Origin of the sequence: Paraflavitalea speifideaquila (genome assembly GCF_032395985.1) — a bacterium.
GTDB classification, from domain to species: Bacteria; Bacteroidota; Bacteroidia; order Chitinophagales; family Chitinophagaceae; genus Paraflavitalea; species Paraflavitalea speifideaquila.
Genome location: NZ_CP135920.1, coordinates 7116418 through 7141139 on the forward strand (window position 1 = coordinate 7116418; position 24722 = coordinate 7141139).

32 protein-coding genes and 1 pseudogene are annotated in these 24722 nt (G+C 45.7%); 26 read left to right on the forward strand and 7 right to left on the reverse strand.

Going from position 1 to position 24722, the window contains the following annotated elements:
• Positions 1–102: 102 nt before the first annotated feature.
• The gene (locus tag RS881_RS48860; protein ID WP_315817464.1) at positions 103–714 is read right to left on the reverse strand and encodes a hypothetical protein; all 612 of its coding nucleotides are present in this window, start codon (positions 712–714) and stop codon (positions 103–105) included.
• Between the two features lie 70 nt (positions 715–784).
• Complete coding sequence (locus RS881_RS48865) at positions 785–6145, reverse strand: alpha-2-macroglobulin family protein (protein WP_315817465.1); 5361 nt, start codon at positions 6143–6145, stop codon at positions 785–787.
• Positions 6146–6661: 516 nt separating this feature from the next.
• Between RS881_RS48865 and tnpA the strand changes: the two genes are divergently transcribed.
• The 7 genes from tnpA to RS881_RS48900 all read left to right on the forward strand — a co-directional run bounded on the left by tnpA (position 6662) and on the right by RS881_RS48900 (position 9463).
• Positions 6662–7105: an IS200/IS605 family transposase gene (gene tnpA, locus RS881_RS48870; RefSeq protein WP_315817466.1), complete on the forward strand. Its 444-nt coding sequence runs from the start codon at positions 6662–6664 to the stop codon at positions 7103–7105.
• A gap of 24 nt (positions 7106–7129) precedes the next feature.
• Complete coding sequence (locus RS881_RS48875) at positions 7130–7372, forward strand: hypothetical protein (protein ID WP_315817467.1); 243 nt, start codon at positions 7130–7132, stop codon at positions 7370–7372.
• A complete protein-coding gene (locus RS881_RS48880) occupies positions 7315–7545 on the forward strand; it encodes a transglycosylase domain-containing protein (RefSeq protein WP_315817468.1) in 231 nt (76 codons plus the stop codon). Before RS881_RS48875 ends, RS881_RS48880 begins: the two co-directional genes overlap by 58 nt.
• Positions 7546–7565: 20 nt before the next feature.
• Positions 7566–7748 carry a transglycosylase domain-containing protein gene (locus RS881_RS48885; RefSeq protein WP_315824857.1) on the forward strand — a complete coding sequence of 61 codons (183 nt, stop codon included), beginning with the start codon at positions 7566–7568 and terminating at the stop codon, positions 7746–7748.
• The gene (locus RS881_RS48890) at positions 7661–8290 is read left to right on the forward strand and encodes a penicillin-binding protein 1C (RefSeq protein WP_315817469.1); all 630 of its coding nucleotides are present in this window, start codon (positions 7661–7663) and stop codon (positions 8288–8290) included. The genes RS881_RS48885 and RS881_RS48890 overlap by 88 nt, the downstream gene beginning before the upstream one ends.
• Positions 8291–8426: 136 nt before the next feature.
• Positions 8427–8762, forward strand: coding sequence for a hypothetical protein (locus RS881_RS48895; protein WP_315817470.1), 336 nt, complete (start codon positions 8427–8429; stop codon positions 8760–8762).
• Complete coding sequence (locus RS881_RS48900) at positions 8678–9463, forward strand: penicillin-binding protein 1C (protein ID WP_315817471.1); 786 nt, start codon at positions 8678–8680, stop codon at positions 9461–9463. The genes RS881_RS48895 and RS881_RS48900 overlap by 85 nt, the downstream gene beginning before the upstream one ends.
• Positions 9464–9469: 6 nt before the next feature.
• Here the strand turns inward: RS881_RS48900 and RS881_RS48905 are convergent, their stop codons facing one another.
• On the reverse strand, positions 9470–10096 hold the full coding sequence (locus RS881_RS48905; protein WP_315817472.1) for a head GIN domain-containing protein: 627 nt from the start codon (positions 10094–10096) through the stop codon (positions 9470–9472).
• A 216-nt stretch (positions 10097–10312) separates the two neighbouring features.
• Here RS881_RS48905 and RS881_RS62065 point away from each other — a divergent pair, with 216 nt between their 5' ends.
• From RS881_RS62065 to RS881_RS48970, 15 genes and pseudogenes are all read left to right on the forward strand, one after another.
• Complete coding sequence (locus RS881_RS62065) at positions 10313–10855, forward strand: glutamine amidotransferase-related protein (protein WP_315817473.1); 543 nt, start codon at positions 10313–10315, stop codon at positions 10853–10855.
• Positions 10822–11163, forward strand: coding sequence for a hypothetical protein (locus tag RS881_RS62070; protein WP_315817474.1), 342 nt, complete (start codon positions 10822–10824; stop codon positions 11161–11163). Before RS881_RS62065 ends, RS881_RS62070 begins: the two co-directional genes overlap by 34 nt.
• Positions 11160–11528 carry a hypothetical protein gene (locus RS881_RS62075; RefSeq protein WP_315817475.1) on the forward strand — a complete coding sequence of 123 codons (369 nt, stop codon included), beginning with the start codon at positions 11160–11162 and terminating at the stop codon, positions 11526–11528. The genes RS881_RS62070 and RS881_RS62075 overlap by 4 nt, the downstream gene beginning before the upstream one ends.
• A gap of 2 nt (positions 11529–11530) precedes the next feature.
• Entirely contained in the window at positions 11531–11842 is a 312-nt protein-coding gene (locus tag RS881_RS62080; RefSeq protein ID WP_315817476.1) for a GMP synthase (glutamine-hydrolyzing), read from the forward strand.
• Between the two features lie 113 nt (positions 11843–11955).
• Positions 11956–12276, forward strand: coding sequence for a hypothetical protein (locus tag RS881_RS48930; protein ID WP_315817477.1), 321 nt, complete (start codon positions 11956–11958; stop codon positions 12274–12276).
• On the forward strand, positions 12276–12560 hold the full coding sequence (locus RS881_RS48935) for a hypothetical protein (protein WP_315817478.1): 285 nt from the start codon (positions 12276–12278) through the stop codon (positions 12558–12560). The genes RS881_RS48930 and RS881_RS48935 overlap by 1 nt, the downstream gene beginning before the upstream one ends.
• 59 nt (positions 12561–12619) lie before the next feature.
• Positions 12620–12775, forward strand: coding sequence for a hypothetical protein (locus tag RS881_RS48940; protein WP_315817479.1), 156 nt, complete (start codon positions 12620–12622; stop codon positions 12773–12775).
• A gap of 5 nt (positions 12776–12780) precedes the next feature.
• A complete protein-coding gene (locus RS881_RS48945) occupies positions 12781–13191 on the forward strand; it encodes a hypothetical protein (RefSeq protein ID WP_315817480.1) in 411 nt (136 codons plus the stop codon).
• A 227-nt stretch (positions 13192–13418) separates the two neighbouring features.
• Positions 13419–13955: a hypothetical protein gene (locus RS881_RS48950; protein ID WP_315817481.1), complete on the forward strand. Its 537-nt coding sequence runs from the start codon at positions 13419–13421 to the stop codon at positions 13953–13955.
• Positions 13907–14800, forward strand: coding sequence for a c-type cytochrome (locus RS881_RS48955; protein WP_315817482.1), 894 nt, complete (start codon positions 13907–13909; stop codon positions 14798–14800). Before RS881_RS48950 ends, RS881_RS48955 begins: the two co-directional genes overlap by 49 nt.
• Positions 14801–14883: 83 nt before the next feature.
• Positions 14884–15084, forward strand: coding sequence for a DUF433 domain-containing protein (locus tag RS881_RS60995; RefSeq protein ID WP_425476328.1), 201 nt, complete (start codon positions 14884–14886; stop codon positions 15082–15084).
• A gap of 65 nt (positions 15085–15149) precedes the next feature.
• The gene (locus RS881_RS61000) at positions 15150–15395 is read left to right on the forward strand and encodes a DUF5615 family PIN-like protein (protein WP_350340034.1); all 246 of its coding nucleotides are present in this window, start codon (positions 15150–15152) and stop codon (positions 15393–15395) included.
• Positions 15396–15465: 70 nt separating this feature from the next.
• Positions 15466–17223, forward strand: coding sequence for a DEAD/DEAH box helicase (locus RS881_RS48960; RefSeq protein ID WP_315817483.1), 1758 nt, complete (start codon positions 15466–15468; stop codon positions 17221–17223).
• Positions 17169–17979, forward strand: a pseudogene (locus tag RS881_RS48965) (hypothetical protein). Before RS881_RS48960 ends, RS881_RS48965 begins: the two are co-directional and overlap by 55 nt.
• A gap of 73 nt (positions 17980–18052) precedes the next feature.
• Positions 18053–18511, forward strand: coding sequence for a heme-binding domain-containing protein (locus RS881_RS48970; protein WP_315817484.1), 459 nt, complete (start codon positions 18053–18055; stop codon positions 18509–18511).
• Positions 18512–18808: 297 nt separating this feature from the next.
• On the opposite strand, the gene RS881_RS48975 is transcribed toward RS881_RS48970, so the two are convergent.
• On the reverse strand, positions 18809–19123 hold the full coding sequence (locus tag RS881_RS48975; protein WP_315817485.1) for a hypothetical protein: 315 nt from the start codon (positions 19121–19123) through the stop codon (positions 18809–18811).
• A 65-nt stretch (positions 19124–19188) separates the two neighbouring features.
• Complete coding sequence (locus RS881_RS48980) at positions 19189–19578, reverse strand: transposase (RefSeq protein WP_315817486.1); 390 nt, start codon at positions 19576–19578, stop codon at positions 19189–19191.
• Positions 19579–20502: 924 nt separating this feature from the next.
• On the opposite strand from RS881_RS48980, the gene pdeM reads away from it, so the two are divergent.
• Both pdeM and RS881_RS48990 read left to right on the forward strand, forming a co-directional pair.
• Complete coding sequence (gene pdeM, locus RS881_RS48985; protein ID WP_315817487.1) at positions 20503–21168, forward strand: ligase-associated DNA damage response endonuclease PdeM; 666 nt, start codon at positions 20503–20505, stop codon at positions 21166–21168.
• Complete coding sequence (locus RS881_RS48990; protein WP_315817488.1) at positions 21165–22031, forward strand: histone deacetylase family protein; 867 nt, start codon at positions 21165–21167, stop codon at positions 22029–22031. The genes pdeM and RS881_RS48990 overlap by 4 nt, the downstream gene beginning before the upstream one ends.
• Positions 22032–22219: 188 nt before the next feature.
• Here the strand turns inward: RS881_RS48990 and RS881_RS48995 are convergent, their stop codons facing one another.
• Positions 22220–22726: a S24 family peptidase gene (locus RS881_RS48995; RefSeq protein ID WP_315817489.1), complete on the reverse strand. Its 507-nt coding sequence runs from the start codon at positions 22724–22726 to the stop codon at positions 22220–22222.
• Positions 22687–22896, reverse strand: coding sequence for a helix-turn-helix domain-containing protein (locus RS881_RS49000; protein WP_315824858.1), 210 nt, complete (start codon positions 22894–22896; stop codon positions 22687–22689). Before RS881_RS49000 ends, RS881_RS48995 begins: the two co-directional genes overlap by 40 nt.
• A 333-nt stretch (positions 22897–23229) precedes the next feature.
• Between RS881_RS49000 and RS881_RS49005 the strand changes: the two genes are divergently transcribed.
• Complete coding sequence (locus tag RS881_RS49005) at positions 23230–23691, forward strand: c-type cytochrome (RefSeq protein ID WP_315817490.1); 462 nt, start codon at positions 23230–23232, stop codon at positions 23689–23691.
• 26 nt (positions 23692–23717) lie between these two features.
• On the forward strand, positions 23718–24206 hold the full coding sequence (locus RS881_RS49010) for a c-type cytochrome (RefSeq protein WP_315817491.1): 489 nt from the start codon (positions 23718–23720) through the stop codon (positions 24204–24206).
• Positions 24207–24722: the final 516 nt, after the last annotated feature.

Sequence of the window (24722 nt, forward strand, 5' to 3'; positions counted from 1 at the left end):
GTGAAACGTGAGCGCTGGCCAGGTCAATTCACCAAGGTCTTTAAATCAAACAGCGACCACCAAAGGCAGTCGCTGTTTGACTATAGGAATGTTATGATCCAATTATCTGATAGGGCCCGATAAATCGGCATAGGTAACTTCCAGGTTCTTGAAGGTACCTTTGATCGAAAAGGTCTTTTCAGTGGAATAATCTACATCGTTCTTACCTGTAAACTCAAAGCTACCGGTTATTAAAGCTGTTTTGTCAGGCTGATTCGTTTTGATAGTAGTAAAGGTAACCGAACCGGTTTCCGAAACGCCTGCCAGATCACCAGGGAGTTGCGGTGGCGCCTCATTATCATTATCAGCCAGGGTACCGTAACTTACAATCACACATCCGTCTTTCAGGTGCCTGTCAGTGTGGTTCTCGCAGGTAGTTAACTCATATTTACCCAATTTAAACGCATTGGGCATGGGATAAAAGTTGAACTGCAGCCTGAAACTCTTTTTGCCTTCCATGCAGTCACCCACAATAAATACAAACGCTTTCTTATCGGCTCCAATAGTGGCTGTACCATTCCTTTCAGTAGCCACATACTTTTTCCCTTTGTACTCAATGACAAACTCTCCACTACCTTGCTTTTTCGGCGCACGTTCGGGAGTCAGGAAAGAAGTACCCACGACCAACGCACAGATAACAGCCACTGTTAACTTAAACAATCTTTTAGGTTTCATTTGATAGTTTTTGATCTATTTGATCCTTACGGTTCGTATTGAACCAGTATAAAGAATCTACTCTACAATCCTATTGAGTTATTCTTATTAACCCTGCTCCATGATAAGAATGGTATTCACCATTGTACATCGCGTCGGCGCTTACAGGCCCCATACGGAACAACCCGGGCGATACGGCACGAACTGCATAATAGTATGTCTGGCGGGCGCCTGTCAGGTCCACAAACAGGTTAATACGGTCATCACGCACATCCAGGTAAGTAGGTGTATTGGCATCTTTGATCCAATCCATACCCGGTATTTCCTTGGTACGGGGATTCTCTATTTCAAAACCAGCCGGCAACAGGTCGGTGATCACCACATTTTCCACATCCCCACTGTAGGCCTTTTCCAAACTGATCTGAACGATTACCATATCATTCTGTTTGAAGGTATTGCCAGTAATCACCCGGCCGTAACGGTCAAAGAATTTACGGCGTACACGGATGTAATTATCCTCCTCTTTATAAGCGCCACTCACACTGATACCCTCGCTTTGCCAGAAATAATACAACCTTCCTTCCCCTTTAGTCGTAATCTCTACATTATTGTTACCAAGCTCCTTCGCATTTAATTTCAGCGTATTGGCGGCTGCGGTACCCACCGTTTTACCATTCACCTTTATTTCGGCTGTTACGGTTGCTTTATTGGCCGCGCGCGCCTGCTTGCCCAAGGCCAGGAAGCTGAACGAACATTCCTGGGTACTGTACCAGGTACGTTGCTTGAGCTTATTGGCCACATGACTGCTCATGATCGGTATCTGCGGATTGCCCGGATCAACATCCAATAAGGCATTTAGAGCCACCGCTTCATCGCGGATATCAGAATAGAAACTACCACCCGTTTGGGCCACCGATACCTCGCCACTGAAGGAGGTAGGCAACAGTTCCCGGAACTTGGCCTTATCACCTGCAATCGCATAGGCCACACTCAACAAATATTTACCATCCAGGCTCAACAACTGGGGATTGGCCTTATAATAGTTCATAGCGGATACATTGGGCTTTCCTGCCAACGCCAGCACATACAAACTATAAGGCACTTCCTTGGGCGCGATTTTCTTTTGCTCCTTCTGATTATAATAGTATAGGATGGTTTCCTTATTCTTTAACCGGTTATTGAGGAAATTCACCAGGGTACTGAGCAGGCTTTTATCTACATCAAAGCCCGCCTTCTGCGCTTCCACTAAGAAGTGCCCGGCATACGCACTCGTCCACCACTGTTCCGTACCCTCTCCATCCCATAAAGTGATGCCACCGTTATGCACCTGACGCAATTTAATTTTACGGATCGCTTCCAGTACGTTATAATTTGCTCCGGAATTACCGGCCCCTTTTGCCTGCATTTGTTGCGCCATATCCTCATAATACAATTGTGGGAATGCTGCCGACACTGTTTGTTCCGTACAGCCATAGGGATACTGCACCAGGTAACGCAATTGCTTACCCAGCTCCAACGCCGGACTACGGCTTACCACCAACTGATAATCTGCACTGCCAGGCATAAAGTCATTGAGCGGCATCGTTACCCGCTGGGTATTACCGCCAGTAATACTGCCAGCACCCGTTAATACCTGCAAAGGTGATGCGGGACGTACGCTGATCTCTGTTTCATCCGTAAACTTCTCTCCCAATCCATTTACCTCTACAGCTATCTTGCCCACATTCACCGCCGGGGCAGCTACTACCTGGAATACCGCCCGGTTCTCACTATTGGCATTCAGCGAAACGGATTGCTTGTTATCACCAATTACTTTGAGCGGCCCGCTTACATTAAGCGTAGCGGTGGCCGATGTACTCCTGGCAGTCGTATTCGTAATGATCACCGGTACTGTAGCGGTATCGCCCGGGCTTAGGAACCTGGGCAAGGCCGTGCTCAATACCAACGGATCCGCCACGGTAATGGCGCTTTCAGTGCTACCAAAACTCTCATCTTTATAAGCTACTGCCATTAATCGCACTTCGCCACTAAACTGCGGGATATCAAATTCAAAGCTGGCATTACCGCTGCCATCCGCTTTGGCAATTCCACTCCAGTAAGAAACGATCTTGATGCGTTTGGCCGGCATGGGGTTCGTACGCTTATTCATTTCCAGGTCGCCATCACCACCCGTACTACTTAAACGAGCCCTTAATTCAGGAAACAGCAGTGGGTACATATCATAGGCTTGTACCTCCAATGATTTGGGCGCATAGAAATGACCATAAGGATCGGGCGTTTTGAAATCGCTCACCTGCAATACCCCATTGTCGACCGCCGCCAGGGTAACAAAACTACCCGGCTTGGCCTTTACAGTTACCTTTTGGTGTGTGCGTGAGCGTACAGCCTTCTGGGCCTCTATGGTAACTGCTATTTTACGGTCGGCTTCCTCTACCAGGATACTTTTGAAACCATGCGCTACTGTAAGCGGTATTTCACTTACATCATGTGGTTTGATCAGCGTGGCAGTAACGTATACATTGGGCAAATGGTCTACAGTCAACTTCAGGTCCACCGAAGCACTACGGTTTTCTACATTTACATATTGGTAAGAAACAACTTTATCGGTTTCCATTGTCACCAGCATACGGCCACTGAAGGGTGTTTTGAACAAGACCTTGGCACTTTCACCCGATTTATAAGAAGATTTATCCAGTTCAATGTCAATATTCCCTTCTACATCTACTTCAAAAGAACTGTTGTCGGTATTCCAGGAGCCATAACTATAGAAGGTACTGCTTACATAACTGGAAGCGCCCGGTACAGACACGCGCAATTCATAGTTGCCTGGTGTACGGGGCACAAAAGAAAAGGCGGTATTTTCACCGGTTACAGGCAATACCTGCTCTGCCACCACTTTATCATCCCGCTGGGATTCATAGCGAAAATAACTTCCTTCCTTGCGCAAGATGGTGCGGTATTCATGTTTGATCACTTTTACCTCGGCCCTGGCCCCACTGGCAATCGCCTCATTTTTATCTACAGCGATCAATGGGAAACGGATTGACTGGTTCAACGGATGGTACCAGTAACCATCATTACCCACACCCAGGAATACGGTTTGTGTATAGATATCAACCGAGGCATTCCGGCTCACCGGCCTGCCGGTTTCATCAAATACGGTGGCATAGAAAGTAGCCTGCAACAGGCCTTTATTGGCATAGATATCCGGTACTGAATAACTCATGCTGGCATTTCCATTGTCGTCGGTATTACCTTCTTTTACGTCTTTATCAAAAGAAATAGCCTGGTTTTCTAAACTAAAATTGAAACGGTTATACTTCTTAGGACTGAAATACCTGGGTTTTACCTGGATCTCTGCTTCATAATTACGGTTGGCAGCGGGTGGGCCAAAGAAATTGACCGCATTGATACTAAGTGTGCCCGTTTGCCCCGGGGTGAGGAACGGTTTATCCAGTTTGGCAGCTACTTTAATCCTGTCGGGAACAAACTCCTCAATGCTGAAGTTCTTACTGCCCAGCAAAACATCATTTGAAGTGTATACTTCCAAGGTGTAACTACCGGTAAGCGCCGATACGGCAATGTCTACATCCCCTTCCAGCGAGCCCTGTGCATTGAGACTCTTACGGAAAGTTTTTAATTCTTTACCATTCGGCATCAAGAACTTCATCTTAACAGGCAGTTCACCTGGCGATTTCCACAACCGGTCGCGCAGGATCACGGAAAAGTTTACCTTCTCACCCGGCCGGTAAATATCTCTTTCTGCATAAATGAAGGCATCAAGCCCTGTACTATTGCTGCGTTTACCGCCTACTTCAAAACGAGAGGTATTGACGCGGGTATTATTAAAAGGGAGGTAGTTAAAATCATCTGCTGTTTTGGCAATGATCATGGCCGGACGGAAACCTGCAAATTCCTTGCGCGACAAGGCCAGCTCGGCCACGCCATCAGTATTGGTAGTAGCGGTACCCAATACCTGGTTATTGTTGCCATAAGCAATTACGTTGACCCCATTTACGGCTTCGGCCGTTTTGATGGAATTGGCAAATACGAAGATCTTGTCCTTACCCTCTTTGGCAATTAAACCAATATCAGATTTAGAGATAAAGCGACTATCGTTAACCCAATAATCTGTGGTAGAACGGATCTTGATATGGTAAATCCCTTTGAAATCGGGCAGGCGGTCCTCAACATTAAAGGTAAATAACCGGCTATTGCCGTATTTGGGCAGTGAGCGGGTGTCAATTTCCTTTTCATAGATAACATCCCCGGTCGACACATCACCGCCACCACTGCCATAATCCTCCTCATAATAGTCCCCATCATCCGATCCGCCGCGTGAATCTTTGGGATAATACCCGTAACGCTGCGCTACCAGCAGGTTACTTTCATAGATCTTTGAAATGATCACTTTTACCTTGGGGATATTGATGATCTTCACTTCTATATTCTGGTTGCCTTTGGAAGAGAGGTATACCCCCTTACTGTTGCCAAAGCTTAGCGAAGGTTCCAGCTCACCAAAAGCTACATTGCCTTTGTACTCTTCCCGCAATACCCCGCCAATACGGCCACGCAATCCTTTCAATAAAGTAATGACATAGGTTTTATCAGCGTCAAAACTTTCACTGGTTATACTAAACCCATCATCTGTTTGCTGCACCGTAAATTTTACAGCCGGATCAAATTGAATGCGGGAGCTGATATTTTCCATCACTACCTGTTGTGTGGTACGTACATACACCGTACCGCCCGTACCATCATGCTCGGCTGTAACATCATTAATACCCAGGTTAAAAGGCGAAGGGATGATGAGTTTGTTCTCAATGGCTTCTTTGGTGCCATTGGCGCCACCATCCGGTATCAATCCTTTATCCAGGGTTACCTTGGCATCCAGGTCCTTGTCTTCCGCTTTTATACCCGCCAGCCGTAAAGAGATCTTACTGTCGTTCGACAGGGTAAGCATATCAAAACTGGCAGCTTTTCCGCCAATTTCCAATTTCAGCTTTTCTTTTATGGTGGTTGGGTTAACGGGGTAATTGAAATAGAGGTCTACCTGTGGCAGGGCCGTAGTGCTACGTTCATCCGCCAGTGTCCAGGTTACATTTGTATTATCCAGTTGCAGAAAGGGCGTGGAGAAGCTGATGTCTTCCGCCTTACCGATCTTACCATATTCACTGTGTGCCAGGATATCCTTGTTAAGCCTTGCCTTGAAACTGGTAGCGGGTGGTAAAGGCCGGGAAGGAGAAAAGACCAGTTGGTCGGGGGATTCCCAGCGAAAGCGGCCAGGTATTTTGGGTTCAAAACTAATATAGTCCGTAGAATCCCATTGATTCAACAGCGAGTCGGCTATGAGCGATTTATCAAACCTGAATACCAGGTTACCCAGGGATTGTACTTCCCCTTTGGCATTGGTATAATCGAGGTTTACCAGACTGCGGTTACAGGCAAACAAAAAATAACAACCAGTGCGGTTGTTACGGCTAACAAGTGTTTACGCATAGTGAGTTAACATTGACATGATTGTAAAGGTAAAAGCGGGGGAAAAGTACAAAATATCAGGGATTACCCAGCCTTCGTTAAAGATTATGCGGTAAAATCACGGAAAACCGTGAGAAAGTCCCCACAAAGTTTACTCGGCTGGCAGGTGGCCACAGCAGTTCAACTGCCCCATTTATTTCCGGTTGAACCCGGCAGCATAAGTATATTCAGGAAAGCTAAGGAGGAAGGCTGGACGAAGCCATATAGGGATAATTTCATACGAAAGATACATAACGGCTAATGCCATTTGCAAATTGCAATGGATAAGGATTTGTTAAATTGTAGGTCCAAAAACCAACCCCATTTGCCACAATATTTTTCAACCCGACACAATACAGCTCAAGTAAGATGCCTTTAAAGAAAAGACAACTGGAAAATGATTCCTGGAAATCGGTTTCCCATAAATGTTCGTATGTAGCGGTAAAATAATATGCCTTATATCCGGGTTTGGGTACACTATGTATGGTCTACAAAGAACAGGCAACGCATCCTCATTAATCCATACAGGGAATTATTGTTTGAACAAATCCGCCTCAACGCTCTCCAAAATAACATTTACCTCGACAGGGTCAATGGCTATCACGATCATGTACATTGCCTGGTATCCCTGGCTTCAGATCAAAGCATCGAAAAAACAGCCCAAATAATAAAAAGTGAGTCTGCTTATTGGTTTAATAACAAGGCAGACTTCAAAACAGAGAAATTAGACTGGCAGGATGAATATTTTGCCATTTCCGTCAGTGAGTCCCGGGTAGATACCGTAAGAGGATATATTGACAACCAGGTTGCCCATCACCAGAAAAAGAGTTACGCTGACGAATATGATGAATTTATCAGGCAATACCGGTTTATAAACTGGACCAGTCCGGTCTAATCGTTCCTTTCCTATCTTTAGCCCGTGAAAAATATCCGGGGCAAGCTAAAAAAAGGCGGTAAATGGTTACTGATCACCAGCGGTGGCCTCTTCCTGCTTTTTCTTTTGCTTCAATGGTGGTTTCCCCTGCCCGACCGGGTAGAATATTCCACCATTATTACGGATCACAAAGGCGAAGTGATCCATGCCTATCTCACCAGGGATGAAAAATGGCGCATGAAAACCTACCTCGAGGAAATATCCCCCTGCTACGCAAAACCATTATAGAAAAAGAAGACCAGTATTTTTATTACCACCCCGGGGTAAACCTCCTGGCTATTGGCCGGGCCATGGCCAAGAATATTTTCCGGTTAAAACGTACTTCTGGCGCCAGCACTATCACCATGCAGGTGGCCCGGGCATTAGAACCTAAAAAAGAACCTATTTCAACAAACTCATAGAAGTATTCCGGGCCTTTGAGCTGGAATGGAAATACAGTAAGGATGAGATCCTACAACTCTACCTCAACCTGGTACCCTATGGTGGCAATATTGAAGGTGTAAAAGCGCCTCTATTTTGTATTTTAATAAGAACCCCGACCACCTTTCGCTGGCGGAGATCACAGCTTTATCCATCATTCCCAACCGCCCCTCCACGCTGGTAATGGGCAAAAACAATGACCTGATCGTACAGGAGCGGAACCGTTGGCTCAAAAAGTTTGCCGCAGACAAAGTATTTACTGAAAAAGAAATACAAGACGCCCTTAGTGAACCCCTCACAGCTACCCGTGATGTGGTGCCCAAACTGATTCCCCACCTCGCCTGGAAGTTAAAAAAGCAGGGCGGCGATATCATTGCCACCAATATTGATATGAATATCCAAACCCGGGTAGAAAAGCTGGTGGAAGATTATACGCGTTCATTGCGCCTCAAGAACATCCGCAATGCTGCAGTGATCATCATCAATAATCAAACACATAATGTAGCAGGTTATATTGGCTCTTCCGGCTTTTATGACACCCTGGATGCGGGACAGGTCAATGGCGCCGCCGCCATCCGCCAACCCGGCAGCACCTTAAAGCCCCTTTTATATGGTATGTGCATGGATGAGGGATTGATGACGCCCAAGGCGATCATTACGGATGTGGCGATTAATTATGATGGGTATGCCCCGAAAACTATGACAAGCAATTCAATGGCTATGTAACGATGGAATATGCGTTGGAACACTCTCTCAATATTCCGGCGGTGAAGGGCTTACGTATGCTGGGCAAAGACAAGTTGGTACATAAGCTGGCCGCCCTAGATTTCAGGCAGGTAAAAAAGATCAGAAAAAACTAGGATTGTCGATGGTATTGGGAGGCTGTGGCGCCACCCTGGAAGAGCTGACAGGCCTGTACAGTGCTTTTGCCCATGAAGGCAAATACTTTCGCCCCAACTATACCAGGGCAGTGGATGGAACGCTTGCAACAGAAACCAGTAAGGACCGCGCTGGTTATTCCATGATGAGTCCCGCGGCTACCTTTATGATCAATGAAATATTATCGAAGGTCAACCGGCCCGATTTCCCCTCAATTGGCAGAGCACCGAGCACATGCCTAAAATTGCCTGGAAAACAGGCACTTCTTACGGTCGCCGCGATGCCTGGAGCATTGGTTATAATAAAAACTTTACTGTAGGCATCTGGGTAGGCAATTTTTCGGCCCAGGGAATACCCGAACTAAGTGGCGCCAATGTTGCCACCCCCTTACTGTTCAAGGTTTTCAATACCATTGATTATGACAGTGATCAGGAATGGTTTACCCAACCGAAGGATTGCGAAAGCCGCCTGGTTTGTTCAGAAACCGGTATGGTACCCGCAGCGCATTGCGTAAATACAGTAACTGATTATTTTATTCCCCTGATATCTTCTACCCTGGCCTGCAACAACCGGCAGGAAGTCATGATCTCACCCGATGAAAAAATATCCTATTGTAAGATCTGTATGCCTCAGGCTGGTTATAAAAAGAAATGGTATAAAACCGTAACTCCCGAAATGCAGCAGTACTATGATGAGCATCGCATAGCCTATGAAAAATACCCGTACACAATCCCAATTGTGAAAAATATTTATTGGCGGGGCGCCAGCGATTACCGCTCCCGCAATGGCGCAGAATACCTGATCAGCCGTAAACACCCCGAACCACTTCAGTTAACCTGTCAAACAGGCAATGATGTAAGTAAAGTATTCTGGTATATCAACAACAAATTCTATAAATCAGCCGAAGCGAAGGCCAAACAATTCTTTATTCCTGAAGAAGGTCCCGTAAAGATCTCCTGTACCGACGATAAAGGCCGGAACAGGGATGTGTGGATTACGGTAAAGTATGTGAATATGTGATGTGAATTAATCTATTTTCTTCAAACTTCCATTACCGGTTATCTGTGTAGAAGTTTGGGGATTGCCTTTGTAACGGATATCGCCATTACCTCCAATCCGTACATCCAGTTTTACGCTGGCCGACACATCGGCATTTCCATTTCCAAAGATCTCCACCTTGGCAGCTTCTGCTTGCAGGTCCAGGGCTTCAATATGACCGTTGCCGGTTGTTTTACATTTAAAATCACGGGTCAGTCCTTTTAAATTAATGCCGCCATTACCAGTTAGTTCCGCGTCAATTTCAGGGGCATCTACCTCCATTTTCATTTCCGCATTACCGGTTACACGCAGATCGATCCTGGACGAATCAGTAATTTTTGTAGTACTGGTTATGCCGCCATTACCGCTGGCATGGAGTTTGGACAGGCGGGGAGCGGTAACAATGATCTTTACCGACCGGCGGGGCTTGAGCCAGAAACCGTCCTTGGTTTCAATCCTGAGTATGCCATTTTCTACAAAGGTTTCTATATAAGGTATGATGTTCTCTTCCGCTTCTATTTTTACTGAATAGGGACCGATACCCACGTAGGTATCGAAATTACTGCCGGATACGATGCCTGTAAAGCCAGATTCATTCCGGTCAACAGTTTGCACGGTTCCATTCCCTTGACCCGTTTGCCGGCAACAAAATCGCAGGACGATAGGACCAGGATATTCAAAGCGCAGAGGATAAATACTAGTTTTTTCATGTGTTGGTAGTTTGGCTCGACAAAAATGCTGAATTATTGGTTGATTTTCATGATTAGACGCAAGAGAATGGCAAACGTTACAGGATTCCATAAACCCGAAATTTATTACCTTCGCACCACCATGACGGAAAAGATTCTCATTCTCGATTTCGGCAGTCAGTATACTCAATTGATTGCCAGGGCCGTCCGCGAGGCCAATGTATATTGCGAAATAGTCCCTTACCACCACAAAATTGAATTTGACCCCGCTTTGAAGGGTATTATTTTGTCGGGTTCCCCTTTCTCGGTCAATGATGCCAATGCGCCGGTTGTGGATGTAGAAAGCCTGCATCAGCGATTACCCGTACTGGGTGTATGCTATGGCGCCCAGCTCACCGCCAAACAATATGGCGGCCGGGTTGCCAACAGTAATAAAAGGGAGTATGGCCGCGCGCTGATGACCAAGGCAAAAGAAGACGTATTACTGAAAGACGTAACGGATAATAGCCAGGTGTGGATGAGCCATGCTGATTCTGTGCTGGACCTCCCCGCTGGCTTTGAGGTATTGGCCACCACTGATACCATCCCTTATGCTGCCTTCAAAAGAATGGCGCCGAACTCCCGCTCTATTGCGTACAGTTTCACCCCGAAGTGTACCACTCTATCGAGGGTAAAAAGATACTGAAGAACTTCCTGGTCAATATTTGTGGGTGTAAACAGGAATGGACCTCTGCCCACTTCATTACCGATACGGTAGCCGCCCTCAAAAAACAGATCGGCGATCGTAAAGTGATCATGGCCTTAAGTGGTGGAGTGGATTCTACCGTAGCGGCTACCCTGATACACAAAGCCATTGGCGACCGCCTGTTTGGCATTTTTGTAGACAATGGGGTATTACGCAAAAACGAATTTCAGCAGGTACTGGATACTTATGCTACCATTGGCCTCAATGTAAAAGGCATAGATGCGAAGGAACTTTTTACCGTGAATTGAAAGGCAAAACTGATCCCGAAGCCAAACGCAAAGTGATTGGCAGGCTCTTTATAGATGTTTTCCAGGAAGAGGCCAAGAAAGTAGATGGGATTGGCTTACTGGGCCAGGGCACCATTTATCCCGATGTCATTGAAAGTGTATCAGTCCATGGTCCTTCTGTAACGATCAAATCGCACCACAATGTGGGCGGCCTGCCTGATATTATGCACCTCGAACTGGTTGAACCTCTCCGTTCTCTCTTTAAGGATGAGGTACGCCGGGTAGGCGCTGAGCTGGGAATCCCTGCTAATTTGTTAAATCGTCATCCTTTCCCCGGCCCTGGCTTAGCCATTCGTATCCTGGGAGAGATCACCCCGATAAGGTAGCCTTGTTACAGGATGCGGACGACCGCTATGTGGAAGGCTTGAAAGAACACCACCTGTACGACCAGGTATGGCAGGCCGGCGCTATCCTACTGCCGGTAAAAAGTGTAGGCGTAATGGGTGATGAACGTACCTATGAGTTCACCCTTGCTTTGCGCGCTGTAACCTCCGTAGATGGCATGACGGCCGACTGGGCCCACCTCCCCTACGATTTCCTGGCACATATTTCGAATGATATTATTAATAATGTGAAAGGGATCAACAGGGTGGTATACGATATCAGCAGCAAGCCCCCTGCAACGATTGAGTGGGAGTAACCGTCTTGACTCATAATCCTTGTAATTCAATAAAATATCTGTATAGCACAGTGCGTTATTGCCTGCGCCCATTCAGGTAAATTGTGGAAGGGATCACTTCATAACGAACCATCATGAAAAAGAATAGACAGCTTATCTTTTTAACCATTTGCGCCCTGTTGCAGTGGACTATTTCTTTTTCGCAGGTTGATTCAGCGGCCATACGGCCCGACTCTCTTCCCAAGCGTCACCATATTGCCTTATTCGCCCCTTTGTACCTCGACTCGGCTTTTGATGCCACCGGGCAATACCGTTATGCGAAAAGTTTTCCCAAGTTCATTAACCCCGGACTGGAGTTTTGGGAAGGCGCCCAACTGGCCATTGATTCCATGAAAAAGAAGGGCTGCAACTGGAAATACATGTATATGATACGCGGTCGGCTACCCAGTCATTAATGTCCATACTACAAAGTGAGGAGATAAAGAAAATGGATCTACTGATTGGCCACGTGAATCTGAATGAAGCCAATTTACTGGTACAAATAGCCGCTTCGCATACGATCCCCTTTATCAATGTAAACATGCCCAATGAGGCAGGGGCTACGAATAATCCTTACTACGTTATCCTCAACTCAACCTTATCAACGCAGTGTGTGGGCATTTATAAGTTCCTGCAAAAGAACTTCTCCGTTTCCACCATTGTGGTATTCCGGAAAAAGGCCCCAACGAAGACATCCTGAAGAACTACTTCACTGAAGCCGAAAAATCGACACTGGGATTGCCATTGAAAATGAAATACGTGACGCTGGAGAATAATTTTACGCAGGACGATATCACGGATTACCTTGATAGTAATAAAACCAATGTATGCCTGGTAGCCAGCCTCGATGCTTTTTTGGACAGCAGGTTTGCCAGCACCTGGCCGCAGTTAGCAGCAGTTATACATCTACTGTGATAGGAATGCCCACCTGGGACCAATTTGATTTTGAGAAGCCCCTCTTCAAAGGCATAGAAGTATATTACAGCACTCCCTTTTATATCAATCCTGCCGATAAAGTGGCCATTGGTTTACAGGATCACTTCAGGGTTAACTATTACTCCCGCCCCTCCGATATGGTATACAGGGGGTATGAAAGCCTTTATCATTTTGGCCACCTCCTTTCCTGGCATGGTAAAAATATTGGATCAGGCCTGGGGGATAAGAAATTCAAACTCTTCACGGAATTCGATATCCAGCCTGTTATCGACAAGCAAACGATGACCCTGGACTACTTTGAAAACAAAAACTCTACTTCATTAAAAGGTAGATGGCGTAGTAAAAGCTGTTTATTAGCCTGTCTGAACCTGGATTTTGAGGATTTCTATGATTAGAAGGAATTCTTTTACCTAACCAACCTTTGTAGTTCCCAACGCTTGCCAGTTGAGTGTACTCGTTCTGGTCAAAATGGCTATTGGAATAAAACCCTGTTTACACTGCCTGAAGAAAGGCTGCCTATTCAAAATCCTCCAAATCCATAGGGCGCAACCAATGCTGGTACTGAATATTAACGACAAAAACGCCCCGGATGTAGTAACTTAAAGGTTGAAAAAGGGGATTCATGAGAACTTATTTTGTTTTGTTGCTATTGCTGGTGAGCGGCTTTGCATTTACTACCTGGATACAGGTGTACAATGAGTATGATCCTGTACCCATTCCGCCAAGCACGCAAAGATTGGGCGGCGACGCAACAAAAGGATATGAATACCTCATTACTGGTGACTATGTAAAAGGAGGCATCCCCTACAGTGCCTTCGTGATGGGCCTCGGTAAGGACAAACGAAACTTCTTACAAAGGGAAGGCAAAAATGAAAAGATTCCTTTTGAATATACTGCGGTAACAGCGTCTAATGGAGAAATACTGGTAGCTCCCAATTGCCTCCAATGTCATGCACAGGTATTTGAAGGCCAGTTATACATTGGCATGGGCAATACCACGATTGATTTTACCCAAAATGACAAGCTCAATATCAAGAACCTGAAAACACTGGAATCTTTTCTCAAACTCACGGCGCCTAAAAATACCATGCTTCCAAAGCCTTTATCGAAGTGGCCAAAGCGATTGGCACCAATTTACAAACCGAAGTGCAAGGGGTAAATGCTGCCGACCGGCTGGCTGCACTATTGGCAGCTCATCGTGATCCGGTTACTTTTAAGTGGAGCGACTCTGCACTACTTGAAATTCCCACGCAGGTAATTCCTACTGATGTACCCGCATGGTGGTTGCTGAAAAAGAAAAATGCCATGTTCTACAATGGATTTGGCAGGGGTGATTTTGGTAAATTCCTTGGCGCGTCCAACCTGCTTACTGTAGTAGATACCAGCGAGTCGGCCGAAGTAGATACTCATATGCCGGATCTGCTGGCCTATATTTATTCCCTGCAACCGCCGCCTTATCCCGGCACTATTGATTCTTCCCTGGCAGCTACCGGCGAAAAGGTTTTTATCAATAGCTGCTCCAAATGCCATGGCACTTATGGAACAGCGACAAGCTATCCCAACCTGCTGATCCCCGCAGCAGTGATCCAAACTGACTCTATGCTGTACAAAAGCAATTATTCCAATCCACAGTTTGTAGCCTGGTTCAACAAGAGTTGGTTTACGCAGGGCAGCCATCCCGCCCGCCTGGAACCATTCAATGGATATATAGCTCCACCACTCGATGGCATCTGGGCTACAGGGCCCTACCTGCACAATGGATCGGTACCTACCCTGGAAGCGCTGCTTAACAGTGACCTGCGCCCCGCCTATTGGTCCAGGAACTTCGACAAGCCCGAATATGATTATCAAAAGATGGGCTGGGTATACAAAAAACAAGATCAGCCCGGCAAAAACATTTACAATACAACCACACCCGGCTATGCCAATTATGGCCATACCTTTGGCGATAAATTAACCGGGGCCGAAAGAAAAGCCCTGCTGGAGTATATGAAGAAACTATAGCATAACGATTTGGTATTTAACCACCTAATGAGGATTATACCAATCCGGTAATTATAATTAAATTTGAAGAAATATAGTGTTGAATGGAAAGCCTTTTATCGCGCATATCAATAAATCCTGAAGTTGCTCATGGAAAGCCTACTATCCGGAATATGAGGTATACTGTGGAATCAATTATGGAATATCTTGCTGGCGGAGATACGATAGATGATATTTTGAGCGAGTTTCCGGACCTGCAAAAGAGGACATTCTTGCTTGTCTTGCCTATGCAACTGCCTCAATGAAATTCAAGGATATTGAGATCCCTGCTGCATGAAGTTCCTCCTAGACGCACATCTACCCAAATCACTTGCTTCTTTTTTTTAAGGATCAAGACGTTGTTCATTCTTCTGAACTCTCTGAAGGCAATCTAACTTCAGACAAAACAATCAACACCATTTCAATAACTGAACAACGCACTGTTATAACAAAAGATACTGATTTTTACTACTCTTACCTTGCTAAGAAAGAACCTTTTAAATTAGTCCTTGTAAAATTGGGCAATATGCGGTTACAGGATATAAAAAATACTTTGAACAAAATGCCCAGCAAGTAATCGCTCTGATGCAAGAACACTCGTTTATCATTCTTGAACCAGGTAAAATAAGGGTTTTGGAATAGGAGTTGTGGGGATATCTCATTTGGAACTTCGTGATACCATAGGATACAAGGTTATTCAACAATGGCTGGCCGACAAAGGCCATCAACCATTTCCTTTCCAGGAAGAAACCTGGGAGCATATTATGCATGGCAAAAGCGGCCTCGTTAATGCCCCCACCGGATTTGGCAAAACCTTTTCTGTATTCCTCGGTGCTGTTATCAACTTTATCAATCAACATCCTAACAATTACAAAACCAAGTCAAAGAATGGCCTTCAACTATTGTGGGTAACCCCTTTGCGTGCATTGGGCAAAGACATTGCCCGCGCCATGGAAGAAGTGATCACTGAACTGGGCATGCAATGGAAAATAGGCATCCGCAATGGAGATACTGCCATTGCAGAACGCCAAAAGCAAAAAAGGCAAATGCCCGAATCCCTGGTGATCACGCCCGAAAGCCTCCACCTCTTGCTGGCCCAAAAGGGTTATGCTGATGTGTTCAAATCCCTTAAAATTATAGCCATTGACGAATGGCATGAATTGATTGGCAGTAAACGGGGTGTACAAATTGAACTGGCTATTACCAGGATCGTGCATGTGCAGCAGGTCCAGTTCAATACGCATTGCGCTGTATGGGGCATCAGCGCCACCATTGGCAATCTTGATCAGGCACAGGATGTATTATTATCACCGGTAGGAGCAAAAGGCGAAACAGTCAAAGCCCGTTTGCGCAAAGAAGTAGTTATCGAATCCATTATACCCGATGAAATAGAACAATACCCCTGGGCCGGACATCTTGGTATCAAGCTGGCCCATAAAGTAATACCCATCATTAATGCCAGTCGCACCACCCTCATTTTCATCAATACGCGGGGCATGAGTGAGCGCTGGTACCAAACGCTGTTAAATGAAGCGCCCGACCTGGCAGGCGCCATTGCCCTACACCATGGTAGTATCGAACAAGACCTGCGCATCTGGGTGGAAGAAAACCTGCACAGCGGTAAACTTAAAGCCGTAGTATGTACCGCCAGCCTGGACCTGGGTGTCGACTTCCGCCCGGTAGAAACTGTCATCCAGGTAGGATCGCCCAAGGGCGTAGCCCGCTTCCTCCAACGTGCCGGGCGCAGTGGTCACCAGCCCGGAGAAGTGAGTAAAATACATTTCCTGCCTACTCATTCCTTAGAACTGGTAGAAGCAGCGGCTTTGAAATCGGCCATTGAAGACAACTTCATAGAAAGCCGGGAGCCTATGCTCCTTTGTTTTGATGTATTGATACAATTCCTGGGCACGCTTGCCATATCCGACGGCTTCAGGCCCGATGAACTTTACAAAGAGATCACGGCCACCTATTGCTACCGGGATATGACACCCGATGAATGGGCCTCCCTCATCCATTTTGTAACAGCCGGCGGTACTGCCCTGCAACAATATGATGAATATAAGAAGATAGAGATCATAGATGGTCTTTACCGCATTACCAATCGCCGCATTGCCATGCGTCATCGCTTGCACATTGGCACCATCGTGAGTGAATCGATGATGAAAGTAAAGTTTATAAGCGGCGGCTTTATTGGGGTGATTGAAGAATATTTCATCTCCAGGTTACAACCGGGAGAAGTATTTACCCTGGCCGGCAGGAACCTGGAACTGGTTATGATCAAGGATATGACAGCCCTGGTGCGCAAACCAATGCTACCAAATCCATTGTACCCAGTTGGCAAGGAGGCAGAATGCCGCTCTCCGCCAACCTGGGAAAGAAATTACGGGAGAAGTTTGATGAGGTAGAAACCGGCAGCAAGGAGCCCAAAGCCAGAAGCCGGAAACCACTAAAAGATATTGAGCTGGAAGTATTAAAGCCGCTATTCCAGCTACAGGAAAACCTGTCCCACGTACCCAAGGCCAACGAACTGTTGATTGAACAAATAGAAACCAAAGACGGCTTTCACCTCTTTGTATTTCCTTTTGAAGGCAGGCTGGTACATGAGGCAATGGCAGCCATACTGGCTTATCGCATCAGTAAGATACGCCCCATTACTTTTCATTTGCCATGAATGATTATGGCTTTGAGCTGTTGAGTGATCAGCCTATTCCCGTAGATGACACCAATGTATATGAACTCTTTACCCCCGCTGATATACTGGCCGATATACAGCGAAGTGTCAATGCCACCGAAATGGCCAAACGTAAGTTCAGGGATATCGCTGTCATCGGTGGACTTATTTTCCAGGGATTTCCTGGCGAACAAAAAAGGCAAGGCACCTGCAGTCCTCTGCCTCTCTGCTGTTCAACGTATTTGCTGAATATGAACCTAAGAACCTGTTATTAAGGCAGGCTTACCAGGAGGTAATGGACCAGCAGATGGAAGAGGTGCGCCTGCGCAATATGCTGGAGCGCATACAACATTCCAATATCATACTCACCTTTCCTCAACAACTTACTCCCTTCTGCTTCCCCATTAAGGTTGACAGTATGCGTGAAAACCTGACCTCCGAAAAATTGGAAGACCGGGTGAAGAAAATGCAACTGCAATTGGGCAAGTAAACACACCGGTTCGTGTAAAGCCGGCTTCTTCTTTCAATAGATTTACTACATTAGTGCACCTTAATCAGGCTACATGAAAAAGAAAATTCTCCTGGCGATCCTTATTATCCTGGTGGTCATTCAATTTATTCGCCCGGCCCGCAATGAATCGGGAGCCATTACTGCCAATGATATTACCCAGCAGTACCATGTGCCTGAGCCTATCACTGATCTGCTGAAAAGATCCTGTAACGACTGCCATACCAATCATACCCGCTATCCCTGGTATACCAATATTCAGCCGGTTGGCTGGTGGATGCAGGAGCATGTGGAAGACGGCAAACGCAATTTAAACTTTAGTGAATTTGGCACTTACAAGCCCAAAGACCAGGACCATATAATGGAGGAGATCATAGAGGTGATCGAAAAAAATGAGATGCCACTTAACAGCTACCTCTGGATGCATGGAGAAGCCAAATTAAGCGAAGAAGACAAAGAAGTGTTGATTGCCTGGGCCAAACAGCTGAAAGAAGAAATTGCCGCAGTGAAGTAAGCCAGATTAATTTGTTAGATACTAGCACGTATTCTATGAATGCACTTGCTTTACAGTCGCCAGCCTCCGGCTGGTGACGCCTATTGGTGAGCCTCTGGCTCACAAACCCAAGCCGGAGGCTTGAAAATACCCTCACTCGCCAGAGGCGAGCGAGTGAGAAAATTCCTTTTGCATTTCCACTAGTTTAAACCAGCATTTAGCAGGTATCTCATTCTTAGAATGTGTTTCTAATCTAATAAAAAAAATCATCTGGGGGCATACGAGACTCGTTGATGAGGTGGCTTAACAAAGTTTCATCTATGCTAAGTTGTCTGGAGAATTCCTTTCTTTTGCACCAAACACCTCCATATATTGCTTAAGAAAAACGCCAAATGTTTGAGTAATATCAAAATTCTTATTATTAATACAATCTTCCATTCTAAACCGGATACTTAGAAGCTTGAGTTCTATTCGGGTATCTTCACTCATTTCCTCTTGGGCCTTCTTTCTTGCCTTTGCTAGTTGCTCTTTTGCTTGTTTTGTCTGTTGAGCAGTGAGTTTCAATGAAGAAAAGACATCACCAGAAAGTTCTGCAGCGGAACAATTGTAAAAAGTATATTTCCCTTTTCCCATATTCTAATTAATAAATTTTAGATGATAGACTGTCCTTGGCTACAAGGAAACGAATATTATAATACCTATACTTCTAACACCTTCAGTGGGGATAAAGGATTTGAACTACTATAATACCAATGATCAGGCTCTCTTACATAACCTGCACGTACGGGATTCATTTGCAAATATTTTATCTTTTGCATCAACATATTACGGCCAGCAATATAAGTAGGGTGATTGGTAGCCTGCCAGAAATGATATTCATAATATTGTTTATTAAACCGGGCATGAAAGTGAAACATGTGAAGCAACCATTCCTTACGACTTTCTTTTTCATTGCTTTCTATGGCTTTCAAAATCTCCTTTGCGGTAAAGCTTTTGAACTGGCTCAGCACTTTCTGCAGGTCGCCTTCCTTCTGGGCAGCAATTAGATGCAGGTGATTGGTCATAATTACATACGCATATATTTCCAAAGATTTTTCACTTTGACAATACTGAAGGTTTTAACCAGGATGTCAGTATACAAATTCCTACTAAACACATCTACCCATCCAACGACTGTCAAAGTCACAAAAAGAGTCCATCAAAATTAGCTTTACGTAACTCAGACATAAGCATTGGATTTTATTAATAAGAAAACATACCACTTACGAAAATGTGAGATTAAAAGATTTAACAAAGGGAATAGCGTTCCAGAATAGCTAAATTCGGATCAACTACAAACTGTCGCCAGCCTCTGGCTGGTGACGTCTATTGGTGAGCCGCTGGCTCACAAACCCAAGCCAGAGGCTTGAAAATACCCTCACTCGCCAGAGGCGAGCGAGTGAGACAGATCTCCTTTCAGGAAAGCAAAATTCGGATCAACTACAAGCAGTTGCCAGTCCAATCTCCCTTAGCCGCCAGCTTCTGACTGGTGACCTCTATGGGTGAGCCGCTGACTCACAAACCCAAGCCGGAGGCTTGAAAATACCCTCACTCGCCAGAGGCGAGCGAGTGAAGAGATCTCCTTTCAGGAAAGCAAAATCCGGATCAACTACAAGCAGTTGCCAGTCCAATCTCCCTTAGCCGCCAGCTTCTGGCTGGTGACCTCTATGGGTGAGCCGCTGACTCACAAACCCAAGCCGGAGGCTTGAAAATACCCTCACTCGCCAGAGGCGAGCGAGTGAGACAGATCTCCTTTCAGGAAAGCAAAATCCGGATCAACTACAAGCAGTTGCCAGTCCAATCTCCCTTAGCCGCCAGCTTCTGACTGGTGACCTCTATGGGTGAGCCGCTGACTCACAAGCCCAAGCCGGAGGCTTGAAAATACCCTCACTCGCCAGAGGCGAGCGAGTGAGATTCCCGCAGTGAAGTAAGCCAATGAGAATGCCCGCTTTTCAATACCTTTGCCCTCACCCATGCAGGCGCCTGTTTCACATACTTTATTTGAGCACCAGTTTTGGCTTTCGCCCGAACGGTGTGTATTCTGGGAAGAAGAGAAAGCACTAATCCTTTCCGACTTACACTTCGGCAAATCGGGCCATTTCCGTAAACACGGTATCCCTGTTCCCCAAACGGTATACAAGAACGACCTGCAACGCCTGGTTAGTCAGTTGCAGTATTTCCAGCCAAAGCAATTAATTGTAGTAGGCGACCTCTTTCACAGCCACGAGAATAAAGAACTGGAACTCTTTAAAAGATGGCGGCATGATTTCGCTCACTTATCCATTCGCCTGGTAAGGGGCAATCATGATATCCTGCACGATCAGTGGTACCAGCAAGCCGCCATAGAAGTCATTGAAGACTCCCTTTGCCTCCATACGCATTTTCACTTTATACACGATCTCCTGCCCGAACAAATGAATGGAGCCGGCAAACAATATTATTTCTCCGGCCACCTGCACCCCGGCATCCGGGTGAATGGCCTGGGCAAACAATCGCTTTCATTCCCCTGTTTCTATTTTACCAAAACATTTTGTGTATTACCGGCATTTGGCCAGTTTACGGGCCTGGCCATGATCAAACCTGCCGCCAACGAAAATGTTTTTGCCATTGTAAATAAACAGATCATTCAATTGCAATGAGCGCACCATCCCTCAAGATCGCTTACGACCCTATTTATGCGCATCCCCTGCCCGAAGGGCATCGCTTCCCTATGCTGAAATATGAATTGATCCCGGAACAGCTATTGTATGAAGGCAGTATCAGCATGCAAAACCTGTTTGCACCTACTGCTTGTCCGGATGAGATCATCTTGTGGACACATGATGGGGCCTACCTGGAAAAGCTGCACCAGCAAACACTGTCGGCCAAAGAACAACGACATATTGGCTTTCCCCAATCGCCCGTTTTAACACAGCGCGAACTGGTGATCACCCAGGGCACCATCGATTGCTGCCACCATGCTTTTGAACAAGGCGTGTCCATGAATGTGGCAGGTGGTACCCACCATGCCTTTGCCGACCGGGGAGAGGGCTTTTGTTTGCTGAACGATTTTGCGGTAGCCGCCAACTACTTATTGCATCAGGGCCTGGCGCATAAAATATTGATCATCGACCTCGATGTACACCAAGGAAATGGTACAGCCCGTTTATTTGAAAAAGAACCACGGGTATTTACCTTCAGTATGCATGGCGACCACAATTATCCTTTTCATAAGGAGCGCAGTGACCTGGACATTGCGCTGAAAGATGGCACCAATGACAACATTTATTTGCCCTTGTTGGAAAATACGCTGCAAACGTTGATCAACCAGGTACGGCCTGATTTCGCTTTCTTTCTTTCGGGCGTAGATATCCTGGCTACCGATAAATTTGGTAAACTGCAGGTGTCGTTACCAGGTTGTCGCCAAAGAGATGAAATAGTGTTCTCGCTCCTGCACCAACATCATATTCCCTGCACGGTTGCCATGGTGGAGGTTATTCGCCCAATATCAAGACCATTGTAGAAGCGCATTGCAATACCTTCCGGGCTGCGCTGGATATTTACTTCTAACCAACGTAACTATAAAACAACAACGCAATAATCAAATAATTCTTAATTAGTAATTATTTGATTATTGCGTTGCAAAATAAATTGACATGCGACTTGTATCGTTACGAAGTAACTGCTACGGCCAACCTAATGTCAATTTCTTTAATTCGCTTTCTTCTTCTTCAGCTTGCTCACCTGCTCTTGCAGGTCGCTCACTACATTGGCCAGTTGGTTCACATCCCAACGTTGTTGGGTATTGGCCTTACTGATGACTATGGTAGCTTTCCACAATTCAATCACATCTTCGGCATTGATATTATAGGGCTGGTAAGCTACATTATCGCTTATCAGTGTAAACTTATTCTTAGCTCTTGTATTCTTCAATACGCGTTTATAAACAATACCTTCATTGCGGGAGATAACGATATAGGTATTGTTATTCCTTACATCTTCTACATCATCCACCTTTTCACCTACAATTACAGACCCACTCGGCGTGGGCAACATGGAGTCACCCACTATTTCAAAAGCCCGGTAAGAGCCTGGGGCCAGCATGGGTAAGGTAAAGGTATTCAATTCATCCAGGAACTCGGGGTCGGCATAACCAGCCAGGTAACCGGCTGCAGCCTTTAAAGGCACCAACTGGATCTCGCTGGATCCTGCAGCCATTTTTGTGCCCTTCGCTTAGCGAGGTAATTACCTTTAGCATCCCCCAGGTCTTTTAATAGCAACTCATCCAACGAAAGTTTGAACATCTCGCCTACCTGTTCCAACACTTCAATGCGAGGATCAGCTCTTTCTTCCTCATAAGCGCCTAATAGGGAACGCTTGATGCCCAGTTTATTGGAGAACTCTTCCTGGGTCCACCCCGTAACTTACGGAGATACTTCAGGTTTTTACCAGCTATTGCCATAGACTAATAATTTTAGCAGTAAAATTACTAATTATTTTGTCACACCAACAAATATTTTTAACACTCCCCACTAATAATTGTGTATAAGACGGCAAATGTTTAATAAAATGGTGGCCTGATTCAAAAAATTCCGTCCTCAACAACAATTCACTACCCACAATCCACAGTCTATCCGCATCCACTTTCCCACCCCTTAATAAAGTTGAAGTTTTGTCCTCGCTAATCTTTAGTATATAACCATTGAACATTTTTTTAAGCCATGAAGTTGCTAATGAAGATCCTGAAGTGGACAGGTATTGTTATTGTATTCCTGATCGTGGTACTGGCCCTCACAGTGGCCTGCCGGCAGAACCTCCGGTTTAAAGCCCCTTATCCGGATATCCAGGCATCAACCGACAGTAGTATTATAGCCCGCGGTAAATACCTGGCCTATGGTCCGGGTCATTGCGCCGATTGTCACCGGGCCGAAGGTTCCCAGGCACTGATGCTGAAAGGGGCCGATGTACCGCTTACCGGCGGTATGCCATTCAAATTACCCATTGCTACCATTTATGTAAGGAATATTACCCCGGATATGGAAACAGGCATCGGTAAAATATCCGATAAAGAAATAGCCCGTTTATTACGGTATGGAGTTCGTCCTAATGGAACAGCTGTATTGGATTTTATGCCCTTTCATGATGCCACGGACGAAGACCTTACGGCCATTATTTCTTTTTAAGAAGCCAAAAGCCAGTCAATCATCAAGTGCCCGACCATGATGTATTCATGCTGGGCAAAGTGGTTAAAGCCTTTATGATAAAACCTGTAGGCCCCACGGGCCCCATCCGCAAAAGTATTCCGCGCGATACCACAGTCATTTATGGTAAATACCTGGCCAATAGCATCGCCAATTGTGTGGGCTGTCATTCCAACCGCGATATGACTACAGGCGCTCTGATCGGTGAGCCTTTTGCAGGAGGCCTCGTCATGGAATCAATCATAGACCCGGAAAAGATTTCCCTGCTTACTCCCAACCTTACACCCGATGCCGCCACGGGTAAATTAACGGGCTGGACCCGGGAACAATTTGTACAAAGATTCCGCCAGGGAAGGATTATTCCGCATAGTCCCATGCCATGGCCCTCCTTCTCCCGTATGAGTGATGATGAACTCAAAGCGATTTTTAAATACCTGCAAACGCTTACACCTGTACACAATGAGGTTAAACCGGGATTGATCAGCCTTAAACAATGACACTGAACGCCCTCAACTATTGGGTAATTAACTGAAAAATAGCCTATTGGAGTTTATTGACCACCTCCCATAAGCAAGATCACCCTACCCGGTATAGGTCGGCATGGTATCCTGACCTATACCGGGGATTGCTAAAAACTGATCATCCTGACTTACTACCTGGCATTTCTGCCTTTTTGCCTTTAAATGCTCCCTAAAAATGGTTTTCTATGCAAACCTGGCGGATCACCCCACGATATTTTCCAGATTGTTCATTTTCATAGAAAATAATTTTTCACACTGATCTCTACCTTACCTGCTCATACTATCGTTGTAATCCTTTTTGTACGTATTGACACATTAGCTTTTTGCTGCTTCGTATACTTTATAAAAATGAAGCGGCTGGAACCCATGAAAATGGGCATTAATGCAATCGGTAACAGCCAATTTTGGTTTCATTACAGCTTGCTATGGGATAATTTTAAATGAATCGCCCAGACCTGCAGCGCTAACCACTCTTTAAGCCTGACTACCATC